20 protein-coding genes are annotated in these 24,764 nt (G+C 75.2%); 7 read left to right on the forward strand and 13 right to left on the reverse strand.

Translation table 11 applies throughout. The annotated features are described in order from the left end of the window. Window position 1: 1 nt before the first annotated feature. Entirely contained in the window at window positions 2-1,039 is a 1,038-nt protein-coding gene (locus ABD350_RS19175; protein WP_344349380.1) for a lactonase family protein, read from the forward strand. A 124-nt stretch (window positions 1,040-1,163) separates the two neighbouring features. Here ABD350_RS19175 and ABD350_RS19180 read toward each other — a convergent pair whose 3' ends face one another. The 4 genes from ABD350_RS19180 to ABD350_RS19195 form a co-directional block, all read right to left on the reverse strand. After that, a complete protein-coding gene (locus tag ABD350_RS19180; RefSeq protein ID WP_344349381.1) occupies window positions 1,164-2,090 on the reverse strand; it encodes a sirohydrochlorin chelatase in 927 nt (308 codons plus the stop codon). A gap of 164 nt (window positions 2,091-2,254) precedes the next feature. Next, window positions 2,255-3,229: an N-acetylglucosamine kinase gene (locus tag ABD350_RS19185; RefSeq protein WP_344349382.1), complete on the reverse strand. Its 975-nt coding sequence runs from the start codon at window positions 3,227-3,229 to the stop codon at window positions 2,255-2,257. Beyond that, complete coding sequence (locus ABD350_RS19190; protein WP_344349383.1) at window positions 3,226-3,903, reverse strand: uracil-DNA glycosylase; 678 nt, start codon at window positions 3,901-3,903, stop codon at window positions 3,226-3,228. The genes ABD350_RS19185 and ABD350_RS19190 overlap by 4 nt, the downstream gene beginning before the upstream one ends. A 65-nt stretch (window positions 3,904-3,968) precedes the next feature. Then, window positions 3,969-5,057, reverse strand: a complete 1,089-nt coding sequence (locus tag ABD350_RS19195; RefSeq protein ID WP_344349384.1) for a WD40/YVTN/BNR-like repeat-containing protein — start codon at window positions 5,055-5,057, stop codon at window positions 3,969-3,971. Window positions 5,058-5,332: 275 nt separating this feature from the next. Between ABD350_RS19195 and ABD350_RS19200 the strand changes: the two genes are divergently transcribed. Further along, window positions 5,333-5,926 carry an Rv1733c family protein gene (locus ABD350_RS19200; protein WP_344349385.1) on the forward strand — a complete coding sequence of 198 codons (594 nt, stop codon included), beginning with the start codon at window positions 5,333-5,335 and terminating at the stop codon, window positions 5,924-5,926. Between the two features lie 477 nt (window positions 5,927-6,403). On the opposite strand, the gene ABD350_RS19205 is transcribed toward ABD350_RS19200, so the two are convergent. Continuing rightward, on the reverse strand, window positions 6,404-8,071 hold the full coding sequence (locus ABD350_RS19205) for a DNA alkylation response protein (protein ID WP_344349386.1): 1,668 nt from the start codon (window positions 8,069-8,071) through the stop codon (window positions 6,404-6,406). Window positions 8,072-8,142: 71 nt separating this feature from the next. Between ABD350_RS19205 and ABD350_RS19210 the strand changes: the two genes are divergently transcribed. Next, complete coding sequence (locus ABD350_RS19210; protein WP_344349387.1) at window positions 8,143-8,913, forward strand: PaaX family transcriptional regulator C-terminal domain-containing protein; 771 nt, start codon at window positions 8,143-8,145, stop codon at window positions 8,911-8,913. Between the two features lie 127 nt (window positions 8,914-9,040). Here ABD350_RS19210 and ABD350_RS19215 read toward each other — a convergent pair whose 3' ends face one another. Next, the gene (locus ABD350_RS19215) at window positions 9,041-9,829 is read right to left on the reverse strand and encodes a pectate lyase (protein WP_344349388.1); all 789 of its coding nucleotides are present in this window, start codon (window positions 9,827-9,829) and stop codon (window positions 9,041-9,043) included. A gap of 359 nt (window positions 9,830-10,188) precedes the next feature. Between ABD350_RS19215 and ABD350_RS19220 the strand changes: the two genes are divergently transcribed. From ABD350_RS19220 to ABD350_RS19230, 3 genes are all read left to right on the forward strand, one after another. Beyond that, window positions 10,189-11,505, forward strand: a complete 1,317-nt coding sequence (locus ABD350_RS19220) for an extracellular catalytic domain type 1 short-chain-length polyhydroxyalkanoate depolymerase (protein WP_344349389.1) — start codon at window positions 10,189-10,191, stop codon at window positions 11,503-11,505. A 314-nt stretch (window positions 11,506-11,819) separates the two neighbouring features. Next, on the forward strand, window positions 11,820-12,353 hold the full coding sequence (locus ABD350_RS19225) for a hypothetical protein (protein ID WP_344349390.1): 534 nt from the start codon (window positions 11,820-11,822) through the stop codon (window positions 12,351-12,353). A 6-nt stretch (window positions 12,354-12,359) separates the two neighbouring features. Then, window positions 12,360-16,676, forward strand: coding sequence for a cation-translocating P-type ATPase (locus ABD350_RS19230; RefSeq protein WP_344349391.1), 4,317 nt, complete (start codon window positions 12,360-12,362; stop codon window positions 16,674-16,676). A 187-nt stretch (window positions 16,677-16,863) separates the two neighbouring features. On the opposite strand, the gene ABD350_RS19235 is transcribed toward ABD350_RS19230, so the two are convergent. Further along, window positions 16,864-17,943, reverse strand: a complete 1,080-nt coding sequence (locus ABD350_RS19235) for an NADH:flavin oxidoreductase/NADH oxidase (RefSeq protein WP_344349392.1) — start codon at window positions 17,941-17,943, stop codon at window positions 16,864-16,866. A 139-nt stretch (window positions 17,944-18,082) separates the two neighbouring features. On the opposite strand from ABD350_RS19235, the gene ABD350_RS19240 reads away from it, so the two are divergent. After that, window positions 18,083-18,496 carry an ArsR/SmtB family transcription factor gene (locus ABD350_RS19240; RefSeq protein WP_382467084.1) on the forward strand — a complete coding sequence of 138 codons (414 nt, stop codon included), beginning with the start codon at window positions 18,083-18,085 and terminating at the stop codon, window positions 18,494-18,496. Here ABD350_RS19240 and ABD350_RS19245 read toward each other — a convergent pair. From ABD350_RS19245 to ABD350_RS19270, 6 genes are all read right to left on the reverse strand, one after another. Further along, window positions 18,395-19,804, reverse strand: a complete 1,410-nt coding sequence (locus ABD350_RS19245) for a nucleobase:cation symporter-2 family protein (protein ID WP_344349395.1) — start codon at window positions 19,802-19,804, stop codon at window positions 18,395-18,397. The genes ABD350_RS19240 and ABD350_RS19245 overlap by 102 nt on opposite strands. 206 nt (window positions 19,805-20,010) lie before the next feature. Then, complete coding sequence (locus tag ABD350_RS19250; RefSeq protein WP_344349396.1) at window positions 20,011-21,345, reverse strand: FAD-dependent oxidoreductase; 1,335 nt, start codon at window positions 21,343-21,345, stop codon at window positions 20,011-20,013. Window positions 21,346-21,598: 253 nt separating this feature from the next. Beyond that, on the reverse strand, window positions 21,599-22,285 hold the full coding sequence (locus tag ABD350_RS19255; protein ID WP_344349397.1) for a TetR/AcrR family transcriptional regulator: 687 nt from the start codon (window positions 22,283-22,285) through the stop codon (window positions 21,599-21,601). A gap of 156 nt (window positions 22,286-22,441) precedes the next feature. Further along, a complete protein-coding gene (locus ABD350_RS19260; protein ID WP_344349398.1) occupies window positions 22,442-23,131 on the reverse strand; it encodes an HAD family hydrolase in 690 nt (229 codons plus the stop codon). A 10-nt stretch (window positions 23,132-23,141) separates the two neighbouring features. Further along, window positions 23,142-23,888 (reverse strand): phosphatase PAP2 family protein, encoded by a 747-nt coding sequence (locus ABD350_RS19265; protein WP_344349400.1) that lies wholly within the window; start codon window positions 23,886-23,888, stop codon window positions 23,142-23,144. A gap of 211 nt (window positions 23,889-24,099) precedes the next feature. After that, complete coding sequence (locus ABD350_RS19270) at window positions 24,100-24,651, reverse strand: DUF5134 domain-containing protein (RefSeq protein WP_344349401.1); 552 nt, start codon at window positions 24,649-24,651, stop codon at window positions 24,100-24,102. Window positions 24,652-24,764 lie beyond the last annotated feature (113 nt).

A 24,764-nucleotide genomic window follows, 5' to 3' on the forward strand; every position in this document is an offset into this window, starting at 1 on the left:
GGTGGCAGGGGACGGCAGGGCGGGCAGGCGCCGGGCGTTCATCGGATCGTTCACGGCGGCGGGCGGCCCCGGACTGGTGACCGCCGAGATCGCGCCGGGCGGCGGGGCGCTCACCCTGCTGTCCGCCGTCAAGGACGTCCCCGACCCCTCCTATCTCGCCCTCGCACCGGACGGGCGCACCCTCTACGCGGTCAGCGAGACCGCCGAGGGCGCCGTCGCCGCCTACCGCGTCACCGGTGACCGGCCGGAACCCGCCGGCGCCCCGGTACCGGTGGGCGGCAGCGGCCCCACCCACCTCGGCCTGTACGCCGGGCACGTGCTGACCGCCAACTACGGCTGCGGCAGCGTCACCGCCGTACCCCTGCGTCCGGACGGCTCGCTCGCCGGCGCGCCCTCCGGACGGCTCCAGCACACCGGCTCCGGCCCGCACGACCGGCGGCAGCGCGGCCCGCACGCCCACCAGGTGCAGCCCGACCCCAGCGGCCGGTGGGCCGTCAGCGTCGACCTCGGGACGGACTCGGTCCGCGTCTGCACCCTCGTGGACGGCAGCCCCGCCGTGCACCGGGAGTTCGCCCTGCGCCCCGGCTCCGGCCCGCGCCACCTGGCCTTCCACCCGGACGGCGGCCACGCCTACGTGGTCAACGAACTGACCCCCACGGTCACGGTGTGCCGCTGGGACGCCGGGCGCGGCACGCTGAAGCCCCTGACCGAGGTCCCCGTGCTGCGCGACGCCCCGGCCGGCGACGCCTACCCCTCGGGGATCGCCGTCTCGCCCGACGGCCGCTTCGTGTGGACCGCCACCCGCGGCGAGGACGTCCTGTCGGTCCTCGCCGTCGAGGGCGACGGCCTGCGCCTGACCGGCACGGTGCCCTGCGGCGGGCACTGGCCGCGCGCGCTGGCCGAACACGACGGCTTCCTCTACGCGGCCAACGAGCGCTCCGGCGACGTCTCCTGGTTCGCCGTGGACCCGTCGACGGGCGTCCCCCGCTACGACGGCTCGGTGCGGGTCGCCGCGGCCTCCTGCGTCGTGTTCGGCTGAGGACGGGACCGGAACGCCGGGTGGCGCGCGCCGCCCGGATACGGCGACGGGCCCGCTCCCGGAAGGAGCGGGCCCCGTGTCGTACGTGCGTCCCGGGCCGCGGCGGCGCCGGTGGCCGGGCGGCTCAGCGGACCGGGACGCCCTGCGGCTGCTGCGGGGCGATGCCCAGCGCCGTCGTGTACTTGGCGAGCGCGAGCTTTCCGATCGCCGGGTAGGCGCCCAGCGCCTCGGCCGTCGCGCAGCCCGCCTCCTCGGCCGCCGCGGCGAGCAGCCCGTCCTCGATCTCCGGACCGATCAGGTACGGCGCCAGGGCCAGCTGCTGCGAGCCCGCGGAACGCAGCTGCTCGGCCACGGAGGCGATGGAGCCCTCCTGGTCCAGGGCCGCCGCCATCACCGGCACGGCCAGGCGCGCGGCGAGCAGCATGCCGGTGATCCCGGCCGCCTGCACGGCCTCCTCGCCGCCCACGGTCGCCAGGATGATGCCGTCGGCGGCGGTGGCCACGGTGAACAGCCGGGCGCGGTCGGCACGGGCCAGACCCGCCTCGGACAGCCGCACGTGCAGCGCCTCGGCGAGCAGTGGGTGCGGGCCGAGGACATCGGTCAGCTCGGCGGCGACCCGGCTGTCCATCACGGCCTGCCGGATCCGCCGCAGCAGCGCGCTGTCCGGACCGGCCAGCAGCGGAACGACGACGGCGGCCGGGCCCTCGGGCGCCGTGACCCCCTCGACCCCGGCGGCGACCGCCTGCTCGTACCGCGCGGTGCGCTCCTCGGCGGTGCGCGCCAGCACGGAGCGCAGCGCGGGGAACTCGGCGTCGTCCCCGTCCAGGTACCCGATCCGGGCGTCCAGGCCGGGCAGTTCGGAGCGGGCGATGCTCACGACCTCCTCGGCGAGGCCGCGCGTGCCGGCGCTGGGCGCGCCGGGCACCGCGAGGACGAGCGCGGGCGCGCCCTCGGGAGCCACCAGCGGTTCCGGGCGGCGGTGCCGTCCGGGCTGGCGGGGTCGCGGCATTCGTACGGGCAGGCCGGACGCGGGTCCAGTGGGGGAGCTCATGGCGCCGCATGTTACTGGTTTCGGGGGCTCCTCCGTTCGGGGAGGGTGCAGGTGAGCGGTATCCGTCCGGTTTTGTCTGATGAGTTACGCGTGGATACCACCCGGTCCGGGCACATGCCGGACGCATGACCCGGCACCGGGACGGAACCGCGCGAACGGGACCCTCAGCCGTTCCGGCCACGGATCACGCACAGCAGCGCCGGCTCACCCGGCAGGGTGAGCCGGTCCGCCGCCAGATCCGTCGCGAGTCGCACCGCGCCGTGCAGCGGATCCCCCTCGGCCGGCACCTGCCGGGCATGCGGCAGTCCGCGCGCCAGCTCCTCGCGCAGCGGTACGAGCAGTGGATCGCCCATCTTGAACAGGCCGCCGGTGAGCGCCACTTCGGGGGTGCCCCCGGGCGGGCACACGGCGGCGGCGGAGTCGGCCATGTGCCGGGCCGCCGCGCGCAGGATCTCCGCGGCCACCCGGTCGCGCGCGGCGCACGCGGCCACCTCGGGTGCGAAGGAGGCCAGTACGGCGGCCCGGTCGGCCCGGGGATACAGCAGGCCGGGCAGGCCGCGCACCGGGCCGAACCGCTCCTCGGCGCACGCCAGCAGCGGAGCGGAACCGCCGTCCCGGCCGTCGTGGGCGCGCAGCGCGGCCTCCAGACCGGCCCGGCCGATCCAGGCGCCGCCGCCGCAGTCGCCCAGCAGGTGCCCCCAGCCGTCGGCCCGCCGCCAGCCCGTCAGATCCGTGCCGACGGCGATCAGCCCGGTGCCCGCGGCCAGCACGGCGCCCGGGCGGGACCCGAGGGCGCCGACGTACGCGGTGACGGCGTCCGCGGCCAGCGCCACGGCTCGCACGCCCAGTTCCCGGGCGAGGGCGCCGGGCAGTTCGGCGCGCAGGGCGTCGCCCAGGCTGGCGAACCCGGCGGCCCCGACGACAGCCGTGTCCAGGGCGACGATGCCCGCTTCGGCGGCCAGGGAGCGGGCCACCGGGACGAGCTGGGACATCAGATGGGCGGGGTCGATGCCCCGCGCGCCGGTGCGGACCGGCTCCCGGGTCCCGCCCCGTGCCGAGGGCTCCCGCCCGGGCACACCGACGGCGACCCGGAGGCCGGAACCGCCGGAGTCCACGGCGAGATACCCGGCGGCGGTCACGGCAGACGCCAGTCCACCGGCTGTCCGCCCTGCTGCATCAGCAGGTCGTTGGCCCGGCTGAACGGGCGCGAGCCGAAGAAACCGCGGTCGGCCGACATCGGCGAGGGATGCGCGGACTCCACCGCCGGCAGACTGCCCAGCAGCGGACGCAGGTTGCGGGCGTCGCGGCCCCACAGGATGGACACCAGCGGCTTCCCGCGTGCCGCCAGGGCCCGGATCGCCTGCTCGGTGACCTCCTCCCAGCCCTTGCCGCGGTGTGCCCCCGGGCTGCGCGGCGCGGTGGTCAGCGCCCTGTTGAGCAGCAGGACGCCCTGCTGTGTCCACGGGGTGAGATCCCCGGTGGACGGCTGCGGGAGCCCCAGGTCGCTGTGCAGCTCGCGGAAGATGTTGATCAGGCTGGGCGGCAGCGGTCGTACCTCCGGCGCTACGGAGAACGACAGCCCCACCGCGTGCCCGGGGGTGGGGTACGGGTCCTGACCGACGATCAGGACGCGTACCTCGTCGAAGGGCTGCTGGAAGGCCCGCAGGACGTTCGGTCCGGCCGGAAGATACGTGCGTCCCGCGGCGATCTCCGCGCGCAGGAAGTCGCCCATCCCGGCGATCCGTCCGGCGACGGGTTCGAGGGCCTTCGCCCAGCCCGGTTCGACGATTTCATGCAAGGGTCGTGGTGCCACGGGCGTCACCCTACTGCCGTACACCCGTCGCCGATCAACCGACGGCCGGGGCGTCCCCGCGGAGATCAGCCGACCACCGCCGCCCGTACGCACAGTACGTCCGGCAGGTGCGCGGCCAGCCGGTGCCAGCTGTCCCCGTCGTCGGCCGAGGCGAACACCTCGCCGTTGCGGTTGCCGAAGTACACCCCCGCGGGGTCGGAGTCGTCCGTGCACAGGGCGTCCCGCAGCACCGTGCCGTAGTGGTCCTCCTCCGGCAGCCCCTTGGACAGCGGCTCCCAGGACCGGCCCGCGTCGGCCGTGCGGAACACCCGGCAGCGGCGCTCGGCGGGCACCCGGTCGGCGTCGGCGTCGATCGGGAAGACGTACGCCGTGTCGCCCCGGTGCGGGTGGGCGGCCACCGCGAAGCCGAACGTGGACGGCAGGTCCGCGCCGATGCCGGTCCACCGCACGCCCGCGTCGTCGCTGCGGTACACCCCCCAGTGGTTCTGGAGATACAGCCGGTCCGGGTCGCCCGCGTCTCGGGCGATCTTGTGCACGCACTGGCCGAACTCCGGATACGGGTCCGGCAGGAACACCGCGGACACCCCGGAGTTGGACGGCGCCCAGCTCGCCCCGCCGTCCGTCGTGCGGTACACCCCCGCCGCCGAGACGGCCACCGTCACGGCCCGCGGATCGCGCGCGTCGGTGAGCACCGTGTGCAGGCCCTCGCCGCCCAGACCCGGCACCCACCGGGACCGGGTCGGGTGCTCCCACAGCGGCCGGACCAGCACGAAACTCTCGCCGCGGTCCTCCGAGCGGTACAGCGCGGCCGGTTCCGTGCCCGCGTACACCACGTCCGGCTCGGCCGCGGACGGGTGCAACTGCCAGACGCGCTCCAGGGAGGCGCCGGTGTCCTTCGGGAACCTCACAGCGGGCCGGGCCGGTTCGGTCCAGGTGCGGCCGAGGTCGTCGGAGTGGAACACCGAAGGCCCCCAGTGCGTGCTGGCGCCGCCCGCCAGCAGCCGGGGGCGGGACGCCCGGGTGTCGATCGCGACCGAGTACACGGCCTGCGCGTTGAAATACGGGCGTTCGTCGAACTCCCAGGGGCCGCCGCCCCGCCGCCGCCCGATGAACAAGCCCTTGCGGGTCCCCACCGCGAGCAGTACCTCGGTCATGACCGGTCACCTCCGGGACGCCGTTGTCCAGGTAGTCGTCAGATACCGGCCAGTGTGCACCCCACCACTGACAATCACCCCCCACCACGGGTGTCCGCCCAGGTCACGGCCCAAGTCACCGGCCCGGGGCGAAGATCGGCCGGTTCCGTTCCGGCATGCGCCTGCGCAAGAGGGGTGTCTCGTGCGACCGTCGGGGTGACGGCTCGTCGTGAGCAGCGGAGCGTCCCCTCCCGTACGGGAGGGCGGTCCGGCCGGTCGGTGCGCTCGTGAGGAGGATGCCTTTGAAGGCGTTACGTGGTCCGAAGGTGTGGCTGTGGCGCTGGCGGCGGAACCCGCTCAGACGCCGGGCCGACGTGGTGGAGGCCTGGGTGGTGCTCGGCACCTTTCTGCTGACCGTCCTGGCCGGAGTGCTGGCGGGCCTGGTGGCGGCCGGCTCGGTGGAGCACGGACTCGCCCGCGAACGGGCCCTGCGGCGGCCCACCGTGGCCCGGGTGGTCACGCGGGTCCCGGTGAAGTCCGCCGCGCGGGAGGACCGCGGCTCGGCGGGCGAGAAGGTCTGGACCGAGGTCCGCTGGACGGCGGCCGACGGCTCCTCCCACACCGGCCGGATCCGGGTCCGCTCCGGCAGCGGGCCCGGTACGCCGGTCACCGTCTGGACCGACCCGCGGGGCCGGCTCGTCGACCGCCCCACCGCCGCCTCCGAGGCCTCCCTGCGCGCCACCCTGGTCGGCCTCCTGGTCGGCGTGAGCGCCGCCGCCGTGCCCTGCGTCGCGGGCCTGGCCGTACGGGGACGCCTGGAGCGCCGCCGTTTGCGGGCGTGGGACACGGAATGGGCCCGCCTCGGCCCGCAGTGGGGCCGCATGGTGTGACCGCCGCTCCTCGAACCCCGTTCGCCGTGTGCCCGCCTCGTCCGCCGGCCCGGGGCGCCCTTGCCACCCGCCGCCACCTCCCCGCGCAAGCAGGGCAGTCGGCCACCCCCGGCTGCGCATGCGGCACGCCCCGGCCACCTCCCCGCGCAAGCGGGGCAGTCCCTCGTCCCCGTCCACCCGTCGCCCACCCCACGCCGGTGCCACCTGAGGCGCGGGCGTGCGCCACGGCACTGACAACGGCCGGGCCCGGGTGTGTGCGATCCGCCGACGAGCACCGGTGGGGGGGCGGGCACGCGCGCGGAGGCATGCAGAGCGCGCCTTCTTCGGTACCGACCTGGTCAGGCACGCGTACGCGCGCGGGGGCGGAGGTCGGGGCCGGTTCCGGGCGCCGCCACGCGCACGCGCGCGAGGCATGGTCGGACACTTCGGCCCCCACACCGAAGCCGGTCACGGCACGCGCACCAGCGTGAGGCGTGGTCAGTTCCGGTCGGGCAGGGCGCGCTCCAGGATGGCGTCGAGGCCGGCCCCGGCGGGGAGGGTGCCGAACGCGTGCCCCCAGTCGCCGCCGAGCCGGGAGGCGCAGAAGGCGTCCGCGACCGGGTGCGGTGCGTGCCGTACCAGCAGGGAGGCCTGGAGTGCGAGCGCCATCCGCTCGACCAGCCGGCGGGCACCCACCTGATCGGTTCCGGCCACCTCGTCCTTGAGTGCGGCCACGGTCGCGTCGAGGCGGGCGTCGGCCCCGCGCGCGAGGGCGAGTTCGGCGAACAGCGCCTCGGCGGTGTCCGGTTCCCGGCCGAGGGCGCGCAGCACGTCGAGCGCGTTGACGTTCCCGGAGCCCTCCCAGATCGACAGCAGCGGGGCCTCCCGGTAGTGCCGGGGCATGCCGGAGCCCTCGACGTACCCGTTGCCGCCCAGGCACTCCAGGGCCTCGGCGGTGAAGGCCGGGCCCCGCTTGGTGACCCAGTACTTGCCGACGGCGGTGGCGATGCGCCGGAAGGCCCGCTCCCCGGCGTCCCCGCGCACCGCGCGGTCCGCCGCGCCCGCGAGGCGCAGCGTGAGCGTCGTCGCGGCCTCCGACTCCAGCGCGAGATCGGCGAGGACGTTGCGCATCAGCGGCTGGTCGATCAGCCGGGCGCCGAACGCGCCGCGGTGCCGGGCGTGGTGGCCCGCCTCGACCAGCGTCTTGCGCATCAGGGTCGCCGAGGCCATCACACAGTCCAGCCGGGTGCAGTTGACCATCTCGATGATGGTCTTCACACCCCGTCCCTCCGGCCCCACCAGCCAGGCCACGGTCCCGTCGAACTCCGGCTCGGAGGAGGCGTTGGAGCGGTTGCCCAGCTTGTCCTTCAGTCGCTGGATACGGAAGGCGTTGCGGCTGCCGTCCGGCAGGACACGCGGCACCAGGAAGCACGACAGTCCGCCCGGCGCCTGCGCGAGCACCAGGAAGACATCGCACATCGGCGCGGACGTGAACCACTTGTGCCCGCGCAGCGTGTACACACCCGGTTCGCCGGTGGGCGTGGCGGTGGTGGTGTTCGTCCGCACGTCGGAGCCGCCCTGTTTCTCCGTCATGCCCATCCCGGCGAGCAGCCCGGGCTTGTCGGTGGGCACGCGCAGCTCGGGGTCGTACTCCCGGCTGGTGAGCAGGGGTTCGTACACCTTGGCCAGCTCCGGCTGGGCGCGCAGGGCGGGTACGGCGGCGTACGTCATCGAGGTGGGGCAGCCGTGTCCCGCCTCGGTGTGCCCCCACACCAGACCGCCCGCGGTCCGGGCCACGTGCGCGCCCGGTCGGTCGTCGGCCCACGGGGCGCCGGCCAGGCCCTCGGCGACCGCGTTCCGCATCAGGTGGTGCCAGCTCGGGTGGAAGTCGACCTCGTCGACGCGGTGGCCGTAGCGGTCGTGGGTGCGCAGTACCGGCTCGTACCGGTTCGCCAGCTCGCCCCACTCCTGGGCCTGCGCGCTGCCGGCGCGCGCCCCCAGCCGCCGGAGGTTCTCCTCGGCCCACCCGGCGCCCTCCCGGCGCAGCCCCTCCAGCAGGGCGGCGTCGTCGGAGGCGTCGTACGGGGCGAGCGGCGGGGGCTGGTTGGTGACGTCGTGCGTGCCGGACTGCGGCTGGGGCGGCGACTGCGCGGGAATCGAGACCATACGAGCATGTTGCACTCTCCGTGCGGCCGTAGCAATGCTGCAACAAGCCGTCGCACGTACAGTACGGGTCCATGTGCGTGAACGTCCCGGCGGAGCCGGACCGGCCGGCGTCGGAACCGGCGGCCCTGCGACCGCTGTCCGCCCGGTCGGTGGTGCTGAGCCTGCTCCTCGGTGTGCACCCGCCGGAGCTGCCGGTACGGGACCTGGTCCGGCTCGTGGAGCCGTTCGGGATCGGCGGCTCCACGCTGCGGGCCGCGCTGAGCCGGATGGTGGCCGCCGGGGACCTGCGGCGCACGGACGCCGTCTACCGGCTCAGCGACCGGCTGCTGGAGCGGCAGCGGCGCCAGGACGACGCCGTACGGCCGCGCACGCGCGCGTGGCACGGCGACTGGGAGATGGTGGTGATCACGGCGACCGGGCGCGGCCCCGCCGAACGCGCCGACCTGCGCGCCCGGCTGACCGCCCTGCGCCTGGCCGAACTGCGCGAGGGCGTGTGGCTGCGTCCGGCCAACCTCGACCGGCCGCTGCCCGCCGGGGTGCACCGGGTGGCGCTGACGTACACGGCCCGTCCCGACGAGCCCGCGGGCGAGCTGGCCGCCCGGTTGTGGCCGCTGGCCGGCTGGGCGGCCACCGCGCGCTCCCTGCTCGCCCACGCGGCCCGGGCGGACCGCCCGGCCGAGAGGTTCACCGCCTACGCGGCGGCCGTCCGCCATCTGCTCACCGACCCCGTCCTGCCGCCGGACCTGCTCCCCGCCGACTGGCCGGGGGAGGAGCTGCGCACGGCGTACGCCGGTTACCGGCGGGACCTCGGTGCGGGGCTCGGGGGGCGTGGAGAGGCGTAGCCGGGGGCGTGTTCACCGTGGCGCGCGCCCGGCGGCGCCGGTCAGCGCCGGATCCGTGCCGCCCGCCTGCCCGCACGCGGGCGCGCGGGCAGGCGCGGGCCGACGGCGGGGGCCCGGCCCTCGGGGCTCACTTGTAGGTGATATCCGAGCTGGAGTACTTGCAGTAGGTGCCGTCCGGGCCCGAGCCGTTGGTGGTCGGTTCGGCGCCGGTGTTGTTGCCGATGTACTTCTGGCAGGGAACGATCTTCCTGCCGGTGTCGCCGACGATGGTGATGCTCCGCAGGGTCGCGCTGTCGCCGTAGTTGGTGTTGATGCCGACGAGCCTGCTGCCCTTGTAGGTCGCCTCGACGCCGCTGAGGTTGATCGTCCGCTTGTACTGCGTCTTGCAGTTGCCGCAGGAGCGGACGAACGTGCCGAAGTTCTTCACCGCGAAGTTCGAGACGTTCAGCGTGCCGGCGCCGTTGAACTGGAAGACCTTGTCGCTCGCCTCCTTCGCCCCGCCGCCGCTGACGGTGTAGACGTTGGACGACGAGGAGCCGAGGAAGGTGGCCGCGTCCTCGCCGACGTCCTCCCACCACACGTTCTGCAGCGTGCAGCTGCCCAGGCAGTGGATGCCGTCGGCGGCGGGGGAGCCGATGACGACGTTCTTCAGGACGGCGCCGGGAGCCAGTTCCAGCAGGGGTCCCTGGTCCTCGTCCTGGCTGTCGCTGCCGAGGTCGCCGCTGCCGTACAGCCGCTTCATCCCGTAGTCCTTGGTGCCGGACACCGAGAGGGTGGAGGAGACCGCCTGGCTGCCGTTCGGGGTGGGCCAGGTGGCCGCGTCCGCCGGCGCCCCGGAGGTCATGATCATGCCAAGCGTGAGTCCGAGGGTGGCGAGTCCGCCGAGCAGACCGCGTGTGGTCGCTGATGAGGTCATGTCCCGAAATGCCTTCTTCCGTGGGGGATGCTCTGTGGGGGTTGTGTTCGGGTAGGGGTTGTGTACGTGAATCCCGTACGTCATGAGGAATGCGACTGCCGGGATTCCTTGGCCGATAGGGCCTCCTTGCGGACCTGACGGTCACGCTGATGAACGGACCGTAGGGTGCAAGCGCTTTCTAGTCAACCGGTCGCGCAACACTGCCCAGGTTCCCGGGAAGTCGAGTGGGAGCGCTTCCATACCTAGCGTGTGCATGCCACGATGCCGGATGTTCCGCGACCCGCGACGCGCACCCAGCACGCCTCCGCACCGCCTCCGCACGGCCCCCGTACGCCCCGCGATCCGAAGGGACAGGTGACGTGCCCCCCACACCGCACCGCCGGAGAACCGGCCCGCGCACCGCACTCGCCGCCTTACTGGGCGCCCTGCTGCCGCTCCTCGCGGCCCTCACCCTCGCCGCGCCCCCGGCCGAGGCACGGGCCCGGGCCGTCCCCCCGGCCACCCTCACCGAAGTGACCGGATTCGGCCCCAACCCCAGCGACCTCCGGATGTACGTCTACGTGCCGCGTAGCATCGGCCCGCACCCGGCGGTCGTGGTGGCCGTGCACTGGTGCGGCGGCTCCGGCTCCGCGATGTACTCCGGCACCGAATGGCCCGCGCTGGCCGACCGGCACGGATTCGTGCTCGTCTACCCGTCCGTCACCCGCGCCAGCAAGTGCTTCGACGTCTCCTCGCCGCAGGCGCTGCGCCGCGACGGCGGCAGCGACCCGGTCGGGATCCGGTCCATGGTCGACTGGGCGACCAGCGCCTACGCGGCCGACACCGACCGGATCTTCGTCACCGGCATCTCCTCCGGCGCGATGATGACCAACGTCCTGCTCGGCGACTACCCCGACGTGTTCGCGGCGGGCGCCGCCTTCTCCGGCGTCCCCTTCGGCTGCTTCGCCACCACCGACGGCTCCGAGTGGAACAGCGCCTGCTCCGGCGGCACCCTCACCCGCACCCCGCAGCAGTGGGGCGACCTGGTGCGCGCCGCCTACCCCGGCTACACCGGCCCGCGCCCGCGCATGCAGCTGTGGCACGGCACCGAGGACGACACCCTGCGCTACCCCAACTTCGGGGAGGAGATCGAGCAGTGGACGAACGTGCTCGGCGTGAGCCAGACCCCCGCCGCCACCGACACCCCCGCCGCCGGCTGGACCCGCACCCGCTACGGCGGCACCGGTGACCGGGCCCCCGTCGAGGCCATCAGCCTCCAGGGCGTCGGCCACAACCTCTACAGCTGGGGCATGGCCTCCCGCGCCCTCACCTTCTTCGGCCTCGACGGCGACGGGGGCACCGACCCGCGACCGCCCGCCGGTCCTTGCGAGGTGACGGCCGCCGTCAGCACCTGGAGCACCGGCCTGACCGCCTCCCTGACCGTCACCAACACCGGCACGGCCCCGGTGAACGGCTGGAAACTCGACTTCACCCTCCCGGCCGGCCAGACCATCACCAACGGCTGGAACGCCGGCTACAGCCCCCGCACCGGCGCGGTGACGGCGGCCGACGCCGCGTACAACGCCACCATCGCCCCCGGCGCGAGCGTCACCCTCGGCTACCAGGCCACCCACACCGGGAACAGCGCGGCGCCGACCGCGTTCCGCCTCAACGGGAGCGCTTGTACGGTGCGCTGACCACCGGGGGCGCGCACCGGTCCGGCAGGAAGCCGGCCGACCGGTGCGCAGCGCCGCCGCCGCGGACCCCGCGGACCCCGCGCGGAGAGGGCGGAGAGCGCGGAGGGCGCGGAGAGCGCCACACGCGTACGACGACCCGACGCCGGAGCGCCCCCCCGCGCCGGGCAGACCGGCGGGCGGAAAGGGTGGCGTCGCGCGGGCTCAAGAGGTTCCCTGGTAGCAGCGGGCGCTTCCCGGGGCACGAGGGGATGACCAAGCGCGGACGCGGGCACTCGGTGGGCGCACGTACGGCGATCTCACCCCCGAGGAGAGTCATGGCTGAGCAGAAGTCGTCGTCGGTCCTCACGGCGCCCCTGCGCGGCGCCGCCTCGGTCCTGCGCAGGGTGCCCGGCGCCACAACGGTGGGCAGGGCCGCCGAGGGGACACTCGACAAGATCGGCGCGGTCTCGCCCCGCGGCCGGCGCATCGCGGTCTACACGGGCGCCGGCGTGCTCGGCGTGGCCGGCGTGGTGGAGTGGCCCGTGGCGCTCACCGGCGCGGCGGTGGCCTGGCTCACCCAGCCCCGGCCCGACCGTCCGGGGGAGACCGCCGGCCAGCGCCCGGAGCCCGCGCACGACCTCGGCACCGCGGCCCTCAGGTCCGGCGCCGGACACGGCCGGGCGGTCGAGGGCGCGCCCGGCGGCAGCGGAACCTCGGCGGCCGGGCGGGCCCCGGGGCGCGCCAAGGGAGCCGGCCACGCCGAGGCGGCCGGGCCGCCCACACCGGACCACGGCGCCGGGACGTCCGGGACCAGGACGTCCTCCGGCCCCCTCGGGCCGACCGCCCGGCCCGACCGCACCGCGCTCTAGGAGGTCATGGTGGCCGGACTGCTGACGGCGCCGACGGCCGCCGCACGGCTGCTGCCCGCGGCACCACGCCTGCTCGCGCGGGCGGCGGCACCGGCGGTCGGCATGGCCGCCGGTGCCGCCGCGAGCACCGCGCGCGCCGGTGTGCGCGGCGCGGACACCGCCGCACGGGTCGTTCGGGTGGCCCGCAACGCGCTCCCCGGCGCCGGTACCCACTGGCGCTCCGGCGCCCGCGCCCACCTCGCCGTACGCCCTCTGGAGCGGGACCAGGCGCGGCGCGCGGGCGGCACCGCGCAGCTGGCGCGCCGGGTCGCCCAGGCGCTGGAGGAGCATCCCGAGGTGCTGGTCGCCTACTGGGACCAGGGGCTCGCCCGCCTGGTGGTGACCGCGACCGGCGAGCAGGCCGCCGACCGGGTCCTGGCCCACGCGGCGGACCTGGCCGAACGGCACGGCCTGGCGCTGGCCGGCGGGGACGTCGCCGAGACCACGCACCCGGCCGACCCGGCCGGGGTGCGCGCCGCCGCGGCCACGCTCGCCGCCGACGCCGTCGGCATCGCCGTGGCCCTGACCGCCTACAGCCTGCGGCTGCCGCCCTCCCCCCGGATGGTGACCGCCGTCGTGACCCTGCTGCGGGAGAACCCGCGCTTCCGTGCCTGGCTGCGCACCCGGCTCGGCGACGACCGGATGGACCTCGCGCTGGCCTGTGCCAACGCGGCCGTGCACGGCGCCGGGCAGAGCCCCACCTCGCTGGTGCTCGACGGCGCCCTGCGCGCCTGCCAGGTGGCCGAGACGGTGGCCCGCTCGGCCGCCTTCGACGCGCTGCACGACCAGCTGTGCGCTCCGCAGCGGGTCAGCCTCGCCCCGGGCGGCCCGCCCCGCCCTCCGCTGCACGTCTCCCCGGCCCAGGAGTACGCCACCCACGCCTCCACGGGCAGTGTGCTGGGCGCGGCGGCCACCCTGCTGGTCAAGCACGACGCCGCCGAGGCGGCGGAGGCGGTGCTGGCCGGTTCCCCGAAGGCCGCCCGCTACGGCCCGGCCGCCTTCCACGCCGTACTCTCCGGCGCGCTGGCCCGCGCCGGCGTACTGGTCCGCGCCCCGGAAAGGCTGCGCCAGCTGGAGATGGCCGGCACCGTCGTGTTCCACCCGGGCGCGCTGCGCACCGAGGACGGCGAGCCCGACCCGTGGGCCGAACCGGTGCTGGACGCCGCCCGCCGGGCCGGACTGCGGGTCGTACTCGTGGACGACCCGGCCCTGGAGGACTTCACCGGCCTCGCCGACCAGGTCGTCGACCCCCGCCGGCCGCTGGACGACGTGGTGTACGAGGCGCGCGGCGAGGAGGGCGCCGTCCTGGTCGTCGCGCGGGTGCGCGCGGCAGGCGAGCACGACGTCCTGGCCGCCCTGCGCGCCGCCGACATCGCCCTCGCCCTGACCGACCGGGACGGCGCGATCGTCTGGGGCGCGGACCTGCTCGCGCTGCACGGCCTGCCCGACGTCTGGCGGGTCCTGACCGCGATCCCGGCCGCCCGCCGGGTCGGCCGCCGCGCCCAGACACTGGCCCGTTCCGGCGCCGCGCTGTCCGGGCTGCTCGTCGCCGTCGGCGAGTCCGGCCGCGGGCGGGGCCGCCGGTCCCTGCTGCCGGGGCTGCGGCACGCGCCGGTCGACGCGAGCGCCGCCTCCGCGCTGCTGTCCGGGGTGCGCGCCGCGCTCGGCGTGGCGGCGGCCCGCGCCCCGCACCCGCGACCCCGGGTGCACTGGCACGAGCTGGACGCGGACGAGGCCCGGGACCGGCTGGCCCGGGAACCGGCCGCCGACACCGGGTCCGCCGCGCTGACCACCCGGGTGCGCAAGGCGGCCAAGGGTGTCGTCGCGCATCCGGCCGCCGCGCCCGTCCGCTGGACCTACCGGCTCGGCCGGGCCGTCCGCAGCGAACTCCAGGACCCGCTCACCCCCGTGCTGGCCGTCGGCTCGGCGGCCTCCGCGATCCTCGGCTCCGTCGTGGACGCGCTGCTCGTCGTCGGCGCCCTCGATCTGAACGCCCTGGTCGGCGGCCTCCAGCGGCTGCGGGCCGAACGGGCGCTGTCCGGACTCGTCGCCGAACAGAAGCAGAAGGCCCGCCTGGTGCCGCCGCAGTCCGAGGCCCCGGCCGGCGGCACCCGCACCGTGGAGGCTGGCCGGCTGCGGCCCGGCCAGGTCATCGAGCTCAAGACGGACGACGTGGTGCCCGCCGACGCCCGGCTGCTGTGGCAGGAGGGCCTGGAGGTGGACGAGTCCGCGCTCACCGGCGAGTCGCTGCCGGTGGAGAAGCAGACCGCCCCCACCCCGCACGCCGCCGTGGCCGACCGGCGCTGCATGGTCTTCGAAGGGACGACGGTGGTGGCGGGGGAGGCCCGGGCCATCGTGGTCGACACCGGCGACCGCACCGAGGCCGCCCGCGCCGTCCACCTCGCCGCGCGCACGCCCCCGGCCGGCGGAGTGCAGGCCCGGCTCCAGGAGCTGAGCCGCAAGGCGCTGCCGCTGACCCTGGGCGGCGGTGCCGCGGTGACGGGCCTGGCGCTGCTGCGCGGCACCGCGATCCGCGAGGCGGTCAGCGGCGGGGTGTCGGTGGCCGTGGCCGCCGTACCGGAAGGGCTGCCGCTGGTGGCGACGGTCGCCCAGCTGGCCGCGGCCCGCCGGCTGAGCCGGGGCGGTGTCCTGGTGCGCACCCCGCGCACGCTGGAGGCGCTGGGCCGCATGGACACCATCTGCTTCGACAAGACCGGCACGCTCACCGAGAACCGGCTGCGTCTGGTGCGCACCGCGGACACCGAGGGCGAGGTCCACGCCGTGGACGACGCCGGCGCCGAGAGCACCGTACGGGCCGCCGCGCGGGCCTGTCCGCAGCTGGACGGCGGCTCCGGCCGGCCGGTGCACGCCACCGACGAGGCCGTGCTCGCCGCGGCCCCGCCCGACCCGGTCTGGTCGCAGCTCGCCGACCTGCCGTTCGAGGCCGCGCGCGGGTACGCCGCCGCCGTCGGCCGGGTCGGGGACGGCCCGCCCGTACTGGTGGTCAAGGGCGCCCCGGAGACCGTCCTGCCCGCCTGCGCCGGGCTGCCGGAGCACGCCTCCGACACCGCCCACGCGCTGGCCGGGGACGGCCTGCGGGTGCTCGCGGTGGCCCAGCGGCGGCTCGACGCGGCCGAGCAGGAGGACGAGGCCCTCGAACGGCCGCTGGAGAACCTGGAGTTCATCGGCCTGCTGGCGCTGTCCGACGTACCGCGCGAGACCTCCACGGCATTGGTGAGCGCGCTCCACGGGGCGGGCGTACGACCGGTGATGCTCACCGGCGACCATCCGCAGACCGCGCGGGCCATCGCCGCCGACCTGGGCTGGCCCGCGGACACCGTGGTGGTCACCGGCGACGAGCTGGCCGCCGCCGACCGCGCGGCCCGGGCCCGGATGCTGCGCGACGCGGGCGTGGTGGCCCGGGTGGCGCCCGAACAGAAGCTCCAGGTCGTGGAGGCGCTGCGGGACGCCGGCCGGGTGGTCGGCATGGTTGGCGACGGCGCCAACGACGCCGCGGCGATCCGCGCGGCGGACATCGGCGTCGGCATCAGCGCCCGGGGCTCGGCCGCCGCCCGCAACGCGGCGGACATCGTGCTCACCGACGACGATCTGACGGTCCTGGTCGACGCGGTCGGCGAGGGCCGTGCCCTGTGGCACAGCGTGGCCGACGCCATCGCCATCCTCATCGGCGGCAACGCGGGCGAGGTCGGCTTCGGCATCATCGGGACCCTGCTGTCCGGGCGGGCGCCGCTGTCGACCCGGCAGATGCTGATGGTCAACCTGTTCACCGACCTCTTCCCGTCGATGGCCGTGGCGGTGACGGAGAAGGAGGACGGGCATGTCGGGCAGGGCACGGTCCGGGCGCGGGGCGGGTCGCCGGAGGACGCCTCCGCGGTGCTGGGCGCACCCCTGCTGCGGCAGATCCGGCACCGGGCGCTGACCACCTGTCTGGGCGCGGTCACGGCCTGGCTGATCGGCCGCTTCACCCCGGGCACCGCCCGCCGCTCCAGCACCATGGCCCTGTGCGGGGTGGTCGGCACCCAACTGGTGCAGACCCTGCTCGACCGGCGGGACAGCCGGCTGGTGCGGGTGACCGTGCTGGGCTCCGCGCTGGCGCTCGTCGCCGTGGTCCAGACCCCGGTCGTCAGCCGCGCGTTCGGCTGCACCCCGCTCGGCCCGTTCGCGTGGGCCGGCGTCGTACTCGCGATCGCCCTGGCCCTGGCGGGCCAGCGGACCCTGCCACGCCTGGAGCAGACGGTGGGACGACTGCTGCCGACGAGGTGACGGCCGGTGGATCCAGGGCCGGACTGTCGGAGTCGGCCCGCCCAGCGGGTACGCCCCCTCGAACCCGGAGCCGGACCGGGCAGCGGGTACGGGCGTCGGTCCCGGAGTCGGTCCGCCCAGCGGGTACGGGCGTCGGACCCCGAGCCGGGCCGCCCAGTGGGTACGGCCGTCAGAACCGGGACCGGGTTCAGACCGACCGGTGGTACTGGATCGGCACCCGGATCTCCGCACCCAGTTCGCGGGCGGTCTGCCGGGCCCAGGACGGGTTGCGCAGCAGCTCGCGGCCGAGCAGGATCACGTCGGCCTCGCCGTTCGCCACGATCTTCGCCGCCTGCGCGCTGTCGGTGATCAGCCCGACCGCGCCGACCGGCAGCGGCGTCTCGGCCTTCACCCGGGCGGCGAACGGCACCTGGTAGCCCGGCCCGGTCGGGATGCTGACGCCGTTCGCGTTCCCGCCGGTGGAGACGTCGAGCAGGTCCACGCCGTGGGCGAGCAGGTCACGGGCGAAGCGGACCGTGTCGTCCGGAGTCCAGCCGCCCTCGTCCAGCCAGTCGGTGGCGGAGATGCGGAAGAGCACCGGCTTCTCCGCGGGCCACACCTCGCGGACGGCGTCCACGACCTCCAGGGCGAACCGGGTGCGGTTCTCGTACGAGCCGCCGTAGGCGTCCGTGCGGTGGTTGGAGTGCGGGGAGAGGAACTCGTTGACCAGGTAGCCGTGGGCGCCGTGGATCTCCACGGCCTCGAAGCCCGCGGCCAGCGCGCGGCGCGCGGCGGCGGCGAACTGCCCGATGACCTCCTGGACCTGATCAACCGTCAGTTCGGTCGGCACCGGGTGGTGTGCGTCGAACGGCACCGCGCTCGGGGCGAGCGGCTGCCAGCCGTGCGCCTCCGGTCCGACGGGCCCGCCGCCCTTCCAGGTCCGCTCGGTCGACGCTTTGCGTCCAGCGTGACCGAGCTGGACGGCCGGTACGGTGCCCTGCTCGGCGAGGAAGCGGGTGATCCGCCGGAAGGCCTCCACCTGGGTGTCGTTCCACAGTCCGAGGTCGTACGGGGAGATCCGGCCCTCGGGGGCGACCGCGGTGGCCTCCGTCACGATCAGCCCGGTGCCGCCGGCCGCCCGCGCCGCGTAGTGCGCGAAGTGCCAGTCGTGCGGTACGCCCGCGAGCGGACCCGCCGGCTCGGCCGAGTACTGGCACATCGGCGCCATCCACACCCGGTTCGGGATGGTCACTTCGCGCAGGGTGAGGGGCTCGAAGAGCGCGGACATGACGGACTCCATTTCGTCGCGGACGGCTTGTGCTCTCGTACGATACTCATCGTACTACGAGGAACATGAAACTACGATGAGTGTCAAACTAGATGAGTGTCAAACTAGATGGGTGTCACACCATGGGGGATCTCGTACGATGGCCATCGAAGAAGTCCCGCGACGAAGGGCGGACGCCGTGACCGAGACAGCCGCCACCGGCCGCGCGCTGACGCACCCGGACCGTGCGGACATCCGGCTGGAGTCCGTGCTGCACGCGCTGTCGGACCCGATGCGCTTGCAGATCGTGCGCGAACTGGCCGCGAAGGAAGCGGAGTTGACCTGTTCGCAGTTCGACTTGCCGGTGACCAAGTCCACCACCACGCACCACTTCCGGGTGCTGCGGGAGAGCGGGGTCGTCCGGCAGGTCTACCGGGGCACGGCCAAGATGAACGGGCTGCGCCGGGACGATCTAGACAGCCTTTTCCCGGGGCTGCTCGACAGCCTCCTCGCCGCGGCCGACCGGCAGGCCGCCCGGCTCGGCGACACCGGCCGGACCCCGGTCGGCGGCTGAACCGGCCTTCCCCGGAAGGTGGTTGAAGAGCAGGTTCAGTACGATCGCGGACAGGCAGCCCGCGCTGATGCCGCTGTTCATCACCGTCTGGAACCAGTCGGGGAACTTCGCGTACAGCGTCGGCACGCCCACCGGCAGCGTGCCGATCGCCACCGAGACGGCCACCACGGTCAGGTTGCCGTTGCCCCGGAAGTCGACCCTGCTCAGCGTCCGCAGCCCGCTCGCCGCCACCGTCCCGAACATCACCAGCCCGGCCCCGCCGAGCACGGGCGCCGGGATCGCCGCTACCACCGCGCCCAGCTTGGGCAGCAGACCGAGCAGCACCAGGATGCCGCCGGCCGCCGCGACCACCCAGCGGCTGCGCACCCGGGTCATGCCGACCAGGCCCACGTTCTGCGCGTACGCCGTGTACGGGAAGGTGTTGAACACCCCGCCCAGCACGGTCGACAGACCGTCCGCGCGCAGCCCGTCGGCCAGTGTGCGCGGCTCGGCCCTCCGCCCGGTCAGCTCGCCGACGGCGATCAGGTCACCCGCGGTCTCGGTCATCGACACCAGGGCCACCACCAGCATGGACGCGATGGCGGAGACCCGGAACTCGGGCGCCCCGAAGTGGAACGGCGTGCTGATGCCGACCCAGTCGGCGTCGGCGACCCCGCCGAAGTCGGTGAACCCCAGCGGCACGGCGACCGCGAGCCCGGCCGCGATGCCGACGAGCACGGCGATCCGGGACAGGGAGGCGGGCGCGAACCGCTGCACGCCGAGCACCACGGCCAGCACGAAGCCCGCCAGCGCCAGATTCCGCGGCTCGCCGAAGTCCGCCGAACCGGCGCCGCCCGCCGCCCAGTTGCCCGCGACCGGCAGCAGTGAGACGCCGATGACCAGGATCACCGTGCCGGTCACCAACGGCGGGAAGAAGCGCAGCAGCCTGCCGAAGACCGGCGCCAGCAGTACGATCGCCAGCCCGGCGACGATGACGGAGCCGTAGATCGCGGGCAGCCCGCCGTCCGTCGTCCCGATGAGCACCATCGGCGACACGGCCGCGAAGGTGCATCCCTGCATGACCGGCAGCCGCACCCCGAACCACCGGAAGCCGACGCACTGGATCAGCGTGGCGACCCCGCACACCAGCAGGTCCGCGGTGATCAGATACGCCAGGTCGGCGGGTGACAGCCGCATCGCGCCGCCCACGATCAACGGCACCGCGACGGCGCCCGCGTACATCGCGAGCACATGCTGGAGTCCGAAGGCGGCCAGTTGCCGGGCGGGGGGAACTTCGTCGACGGGGTGCACGTCTGCGGTCGTGGCCATGAGGTCTCCATCTGCGGCGGACAGGGGTGGGATCGAAACAGCCCGACAGCCGGACATCGGCACAGCCGGGCAGCCGGGCAGCCGGACATCCGCACAGCCGGACAGGAGGAGACCGTAAGTGTCTTGAACAGTTTGTTGATTTCAGGCCTGTTGCCGCTGTGTGTCCCGCCTCCCGGGCACGCCCGCTCCGCTACGACGTACGACGCCTAAGGCACCCGGGCCGCCGCGAGCAGCGCGTCCCAGTCGGCCAGCTTGACCACGCTCCGGCCCAGCCGCGCCCCCAGCTCGGCCTCGGCCCGCTCGATCGCCAGCCAGCCGTCCCAGGGCACGGGCTCGACGCCGGCCGCCCGCAGCGCGGTGACCGGATCCGCCGGCATGTCCGCGCGGGCGAGGGCGGGGGCGTCCGCGAGCAACGAGGTCACCGTCTCCTTGGCACAGGGCCGGTTGGTGCCGATGACCCCGGTCGGGCCGCGCTTGATCCACCCCGCGACGTACTCGCCCGGCGAGGGCACGCCGTCGCGCAGGACGCGTCCCTCGTGGTGCGGGACCGTGCCGCTCACGGCGTCGAACGGCAGGCCCTCCAGGGGCACTCCGCGATAGCCCACCGAGCGCAGCACCAACTGCGCGGGCACGTCCTCGTACCGGCCCGTGCCCCGCACGCCGCCCCGGTCGTCCGGTGCCGTGCGCTCGAAGCGGACGGCACCCACCCGGCCGTCGGCTTCGAGCAGTTCCACCGGGCGCAGGAAGAACCGCAGCCGGATCCGCCGGCCGGCCGTCCCGACGGGCCGTGCCGCCCAGTCGCGCAGCACCTCCACATTGCGGCGCTGTCCGGCCGGCAGCGCGCCGGGGTCGGCCGGGTCGAGGGCCAGGTCGCCCTTGTCCACGGTCACCTCGGTGCCGGGCAGCCCGCCCAGCTCGCGCAGTTCCTTGGTGGTGAAGCGGGCCTGTGCCGGGCCGCGCCGGCCCACCATGTGCACCTCGGTGAGCCCGCTCGCCGCCAGCGCGTCCAGCGCGGCCTGCGGCATGTCCGTGCCGCGCAGCTCCGCCGCGCCCCGGACCAGCATCCGGGCGACGTCCACCGCGACATTGCCCACCCCGACCACCACCGCCGACCGCACCCCGCGCAGGAAGTCCGCGCCGGCCGCGTCCGGATGCGCGCTGTACCAGGAGACGAACTCGGTCGCCGAGAAGCTGCCCGGCAGATCCTCGCCGGGGATCCCCAGCCGCCGGTCGGCGGCGGCGCCCACGCAGTACACCACCGCGTCGTACAGCTCCCTCAGCCGCGCCACCGGCAGGCCGCCGGGGTCGCCCACGCGCACCCCGCCGAGGAACCGCACCCGCTCGTGCTCCAGCACCGTCCGCAGGCTGCCCTGGAGGGACTTGATCTTCTCGTGGTCGGGTGCGACGCCGTAGCGGACCAGGCCGTAGGGGCACGGCAGCCGGTCCAGGACGTCCACCAGGATTCCCGGATCACGCTGGACCAGGCTCTGGGCGGTGTAACACCCGCTCGGCCCGGATCCGACGACGGCGACACGCAGCACAGCGGTACTCCTTGCCCGCAGGAGGGGCGCGTGGACGCTTCCAGCATGGCACCGCGGGGCCCTGGTGGGCAGGGCCGCTGGAGTGATCCGGACGCGTACGCGCTCGTCAGGAGGCGTGATCGTGTGACTACACCGCGTGCCCGCTTGCCCCGGCTCGCCTGAGAACGACCACCGCCCCGCCAGGGACCACTTCCCGCCAGGGACCGCCGTCCCCGTCATAGAGCGCCGGTCCTCTCGAAGGCCGCCGGTGCGCTCAGGCCCGCTCCCGCCGTTCCGGCCGTTCCGGCCGTTCCCCCGTCGCGAAGAACCGGGACAGGTCCTCGTCCCCCGCCCCCGCGTCCGGCGCGCTCTCCGGGGGAAGGCCCATCTCCCAGTCCAGCCCGTACCGTTGGAACAGCTCGGCCCGCAGCGCCGGTACGGGCATCGGCACGCCCGGCACCAGCGCCGCGTACACCGCGCCCATCAACAACGCCCGCAGCAACGGGTAGTCGGCCGAGACCGTCTGCGAACCGTAGCGGGCCACGGTCTCGCCGAGCAGCTCCGCCAGCCGGCGCTGCTCCGGGCACTGCACGAAGCCCTCGGCCTGGAGCAGGCCCGCCATGTGCTGCCGCATCAGCACCGGCCGGTCCCGGGCGAGGCCCAGGATCGCGTCGATGGCCCGGGCCAGCCGCTCCCGGCCGTCCTCGGTGCGCGGCTCCCGTTCCAGCGCCTCCTCCAGTGTGCGGTGCATCAGCCGGTGGACGGCGGACTGCACCAACTGGCGCTTGCCGGGGAAGTAGTACGACACCAGTCCGCGTGCCGAACCGGCCCGGTCGGCGATGTCGCCCAGTGTCGTGGCGTCGAACCCGCGCTCGCCCACCAGTTCGACGGCGGCCTGCAACAGCCGTTCCCTGGAACGCCGCCGCAATTCTTCATTGACCGAAGCGCTGCGCGGGGACATCCTGTAACTCCTGCGTTGACTGGCTGCCAGCCAACTATACTCAACGCATCGGGGCACCCGTGTGCTTGGGGCTGCCCGGAACAGCCGTCCGTCTGGGGCGACGCGGGGGATCGTCTCAGACGGACGGCACGGGCGCCAGACATCCGGCGCGCGCGCTCAGATCACCAGGTCCAGTACCGGCAGCAGTGCGTCCGGGCGCTCGGAGACCGGCAGATGGTCCACGAAGTGGACCCGGCAACCGAGCGCGGCGGCGCCGCCGTCCGCCGCCCTGCTGTCACCGACCATCACCACCCGCCGCGGATCCGCCCCGAGCGCCTCGCAGGCGACCGAGAACAGCCGCGGATCGGGCTTCTGTACGCCGTGTTCGTACGACAGCGCATAGGTGTCCACGTAACGGTCGAGCCCGTGCGCGCGGAACACCGGGCGCGGATCCCAGCCGATGTTGCTGACCACGCCGACGCCGATCCCGCGCTCGCGCAGGGCGCGCAGCACCTCGGGAGCGTCCGGGTACGGGGTCCAGGCGGCCGGTGTCATGTGCCGCTGGTACAGGGCGTCGTGCAGGGCGGGATCCGGCAGCGGCACCCGGCGGGACAGTCCCGTGTACGCGGCCCGGTGCAGTGCCGCGCTCTCGTCCCGGACCGCCCAGGTGCCGGCCAGGTCCGCCGGCACCTCCGCCGGCGCCGCGCCCCCCGGCAGAGCGCCGGCCTCCTCCAACGCCCCTGCCAGTCGGGCCACTTCGGCCTCGGGAAGGGCGTGTCCGGTCTGGGTCAGTACCGCGCGCAGCCAGGACTCGGTGGACTCGACGCGGAACAGCGTCCCTGAGAAATCGAACAACACGGCGGTCACGCGCGCGACTTTACCCGCGCCGGCCCGCCGGGGTCCCCCGTCGGTGCCGCGGCCACTCGTACACCAGCACCGCCAGCGCCACCAGCAGCGCGCCGAACAGCCACCCGCCGAGCACGTCCGAGGCCCAGTGGACGCCCAGCCAGACCCGGGTGACGCCCACTCCGGCCACCGAGACGACCGCCGCCGCCACCGCCGTACGCCACAGCGCGCGGCCCGCGCCACGGCGGCGCAGCAGCCACAGCAGCAGGCCGCAGACCACGGTCGCGGTCAGCGCGTGACCGGACGGGAAGGCCGCGTAGTGGGCGGAGTCGACGGGGTCCGGCCAGACCGGGCGGGGGCGGCCGACAGCCGCCTTCACCGACTGCTGCACGATCGCCGCCAGCGCGACGGCGACCGCCAGCCACAGCGCGGTCCACCAGGCCGCGCGGCGCCAGACCAGCCACCCGGCCGCCGCCGCGCACACCAGGCGCATGGTCAGCGGGTCCCACACCCAGTCCGTCAGCACCCGGCACGCCTGCGTCAGCGCCCGGTCGCGCACCGCCCAGCGGTGGGCGGTGCGGGCGATGTCGCCGTCCAGCGTGACCAGCGGGTGCCAGCGCACCGCGACCAGGACGAGCAGCAGGACCGAACAGGCCCCGAGCGCCACGGCGGCCCGGGCGGCCGTGCGGTGCGATGGCGGGGAGCCGGAGGCCTCCGGTGGCGGGGCGCCGGAGGAGGGCGGTGGCTGCGGCGGGGGAGTGGTGGGGCGATCGCGCATGCCGCGATCTTTGTGGATACGGCGGCCGCGGCCAAGTCCGGCATGACCGGAGGCATGACCGGAGACGGACGGAGGCTTGCGGGCGGGGGGGCGCGAGCCGCACCTCGGCGCCCGCACCTCCGGGCACCAGGGGCGGCCGGCCCGCCGGCCCTGCCGTCCTCACCTCGCCGCCGGCCCCGCCGTCCTCACATCGCCAGCGCCGCCGCCGTCCTCACATCGTCAGCAGCATCGCCACCATGCCCATCCCCATCGACAGCCGGCACGCCCGGGCCAGTTCCGGGCGGTCGCCCCAGCGGTCCGGCGCGGGGGCGGCCAGGGGAGCGGCGGCGGGCACCAGCCGGGCGCCGGAGAGCAGTACATAGCCGGTGAAGTAGAGCAGCAGGGCGCCGGTCAGCAGGGGTGTGCCGGTGCCGCCGTGCCCGTGGTGGGCGGCGGGCGGGGCCCCGGCCATCGCCATCGCCATGTAGACCATCGCCGCGCTGCCCACCAGGTGGTGGAGATGACCGAGGCCGCCGCGCACGGCCCACAGCGCGCGCAGCGCCGCCGCGCCGAACACGGCCGCGTACACCGGCCACGCCCACCCCGGCGGCGTGAACACCGCCGCCGGTACGGCCATCGCGGCCATGCCGAAGCCCATCAGCGCCTCGCCGCCCGCGGCCCGGCGCTGCTCCGTCACGGCGCTGCGCATCCGCAGCAGGCAGTAGGTCCCGGTCATCGCGCACAGCGCCACCAGCAGCCAGGCGGTCGACACCGGTCCGTGCATGCGCACCTCCCGCTCGACGGTCGCTCCGGAAAGGCTCCGGACCCGCTTTCCAGGGACGCCATGCCCCGCGGCGGCGGAGCACACGCGAGCGCAAGGGGGTGCGCGGGGAGCAT

This window comes from Streptomyces nogalater, assembly GCF_039532885.1.
Lineage (GTDB): Bacteria > Actinomycetota > Actinomycetes > Streptomycetales > Streptomycetaceae > Streptomyces > Streptomyces nogalater.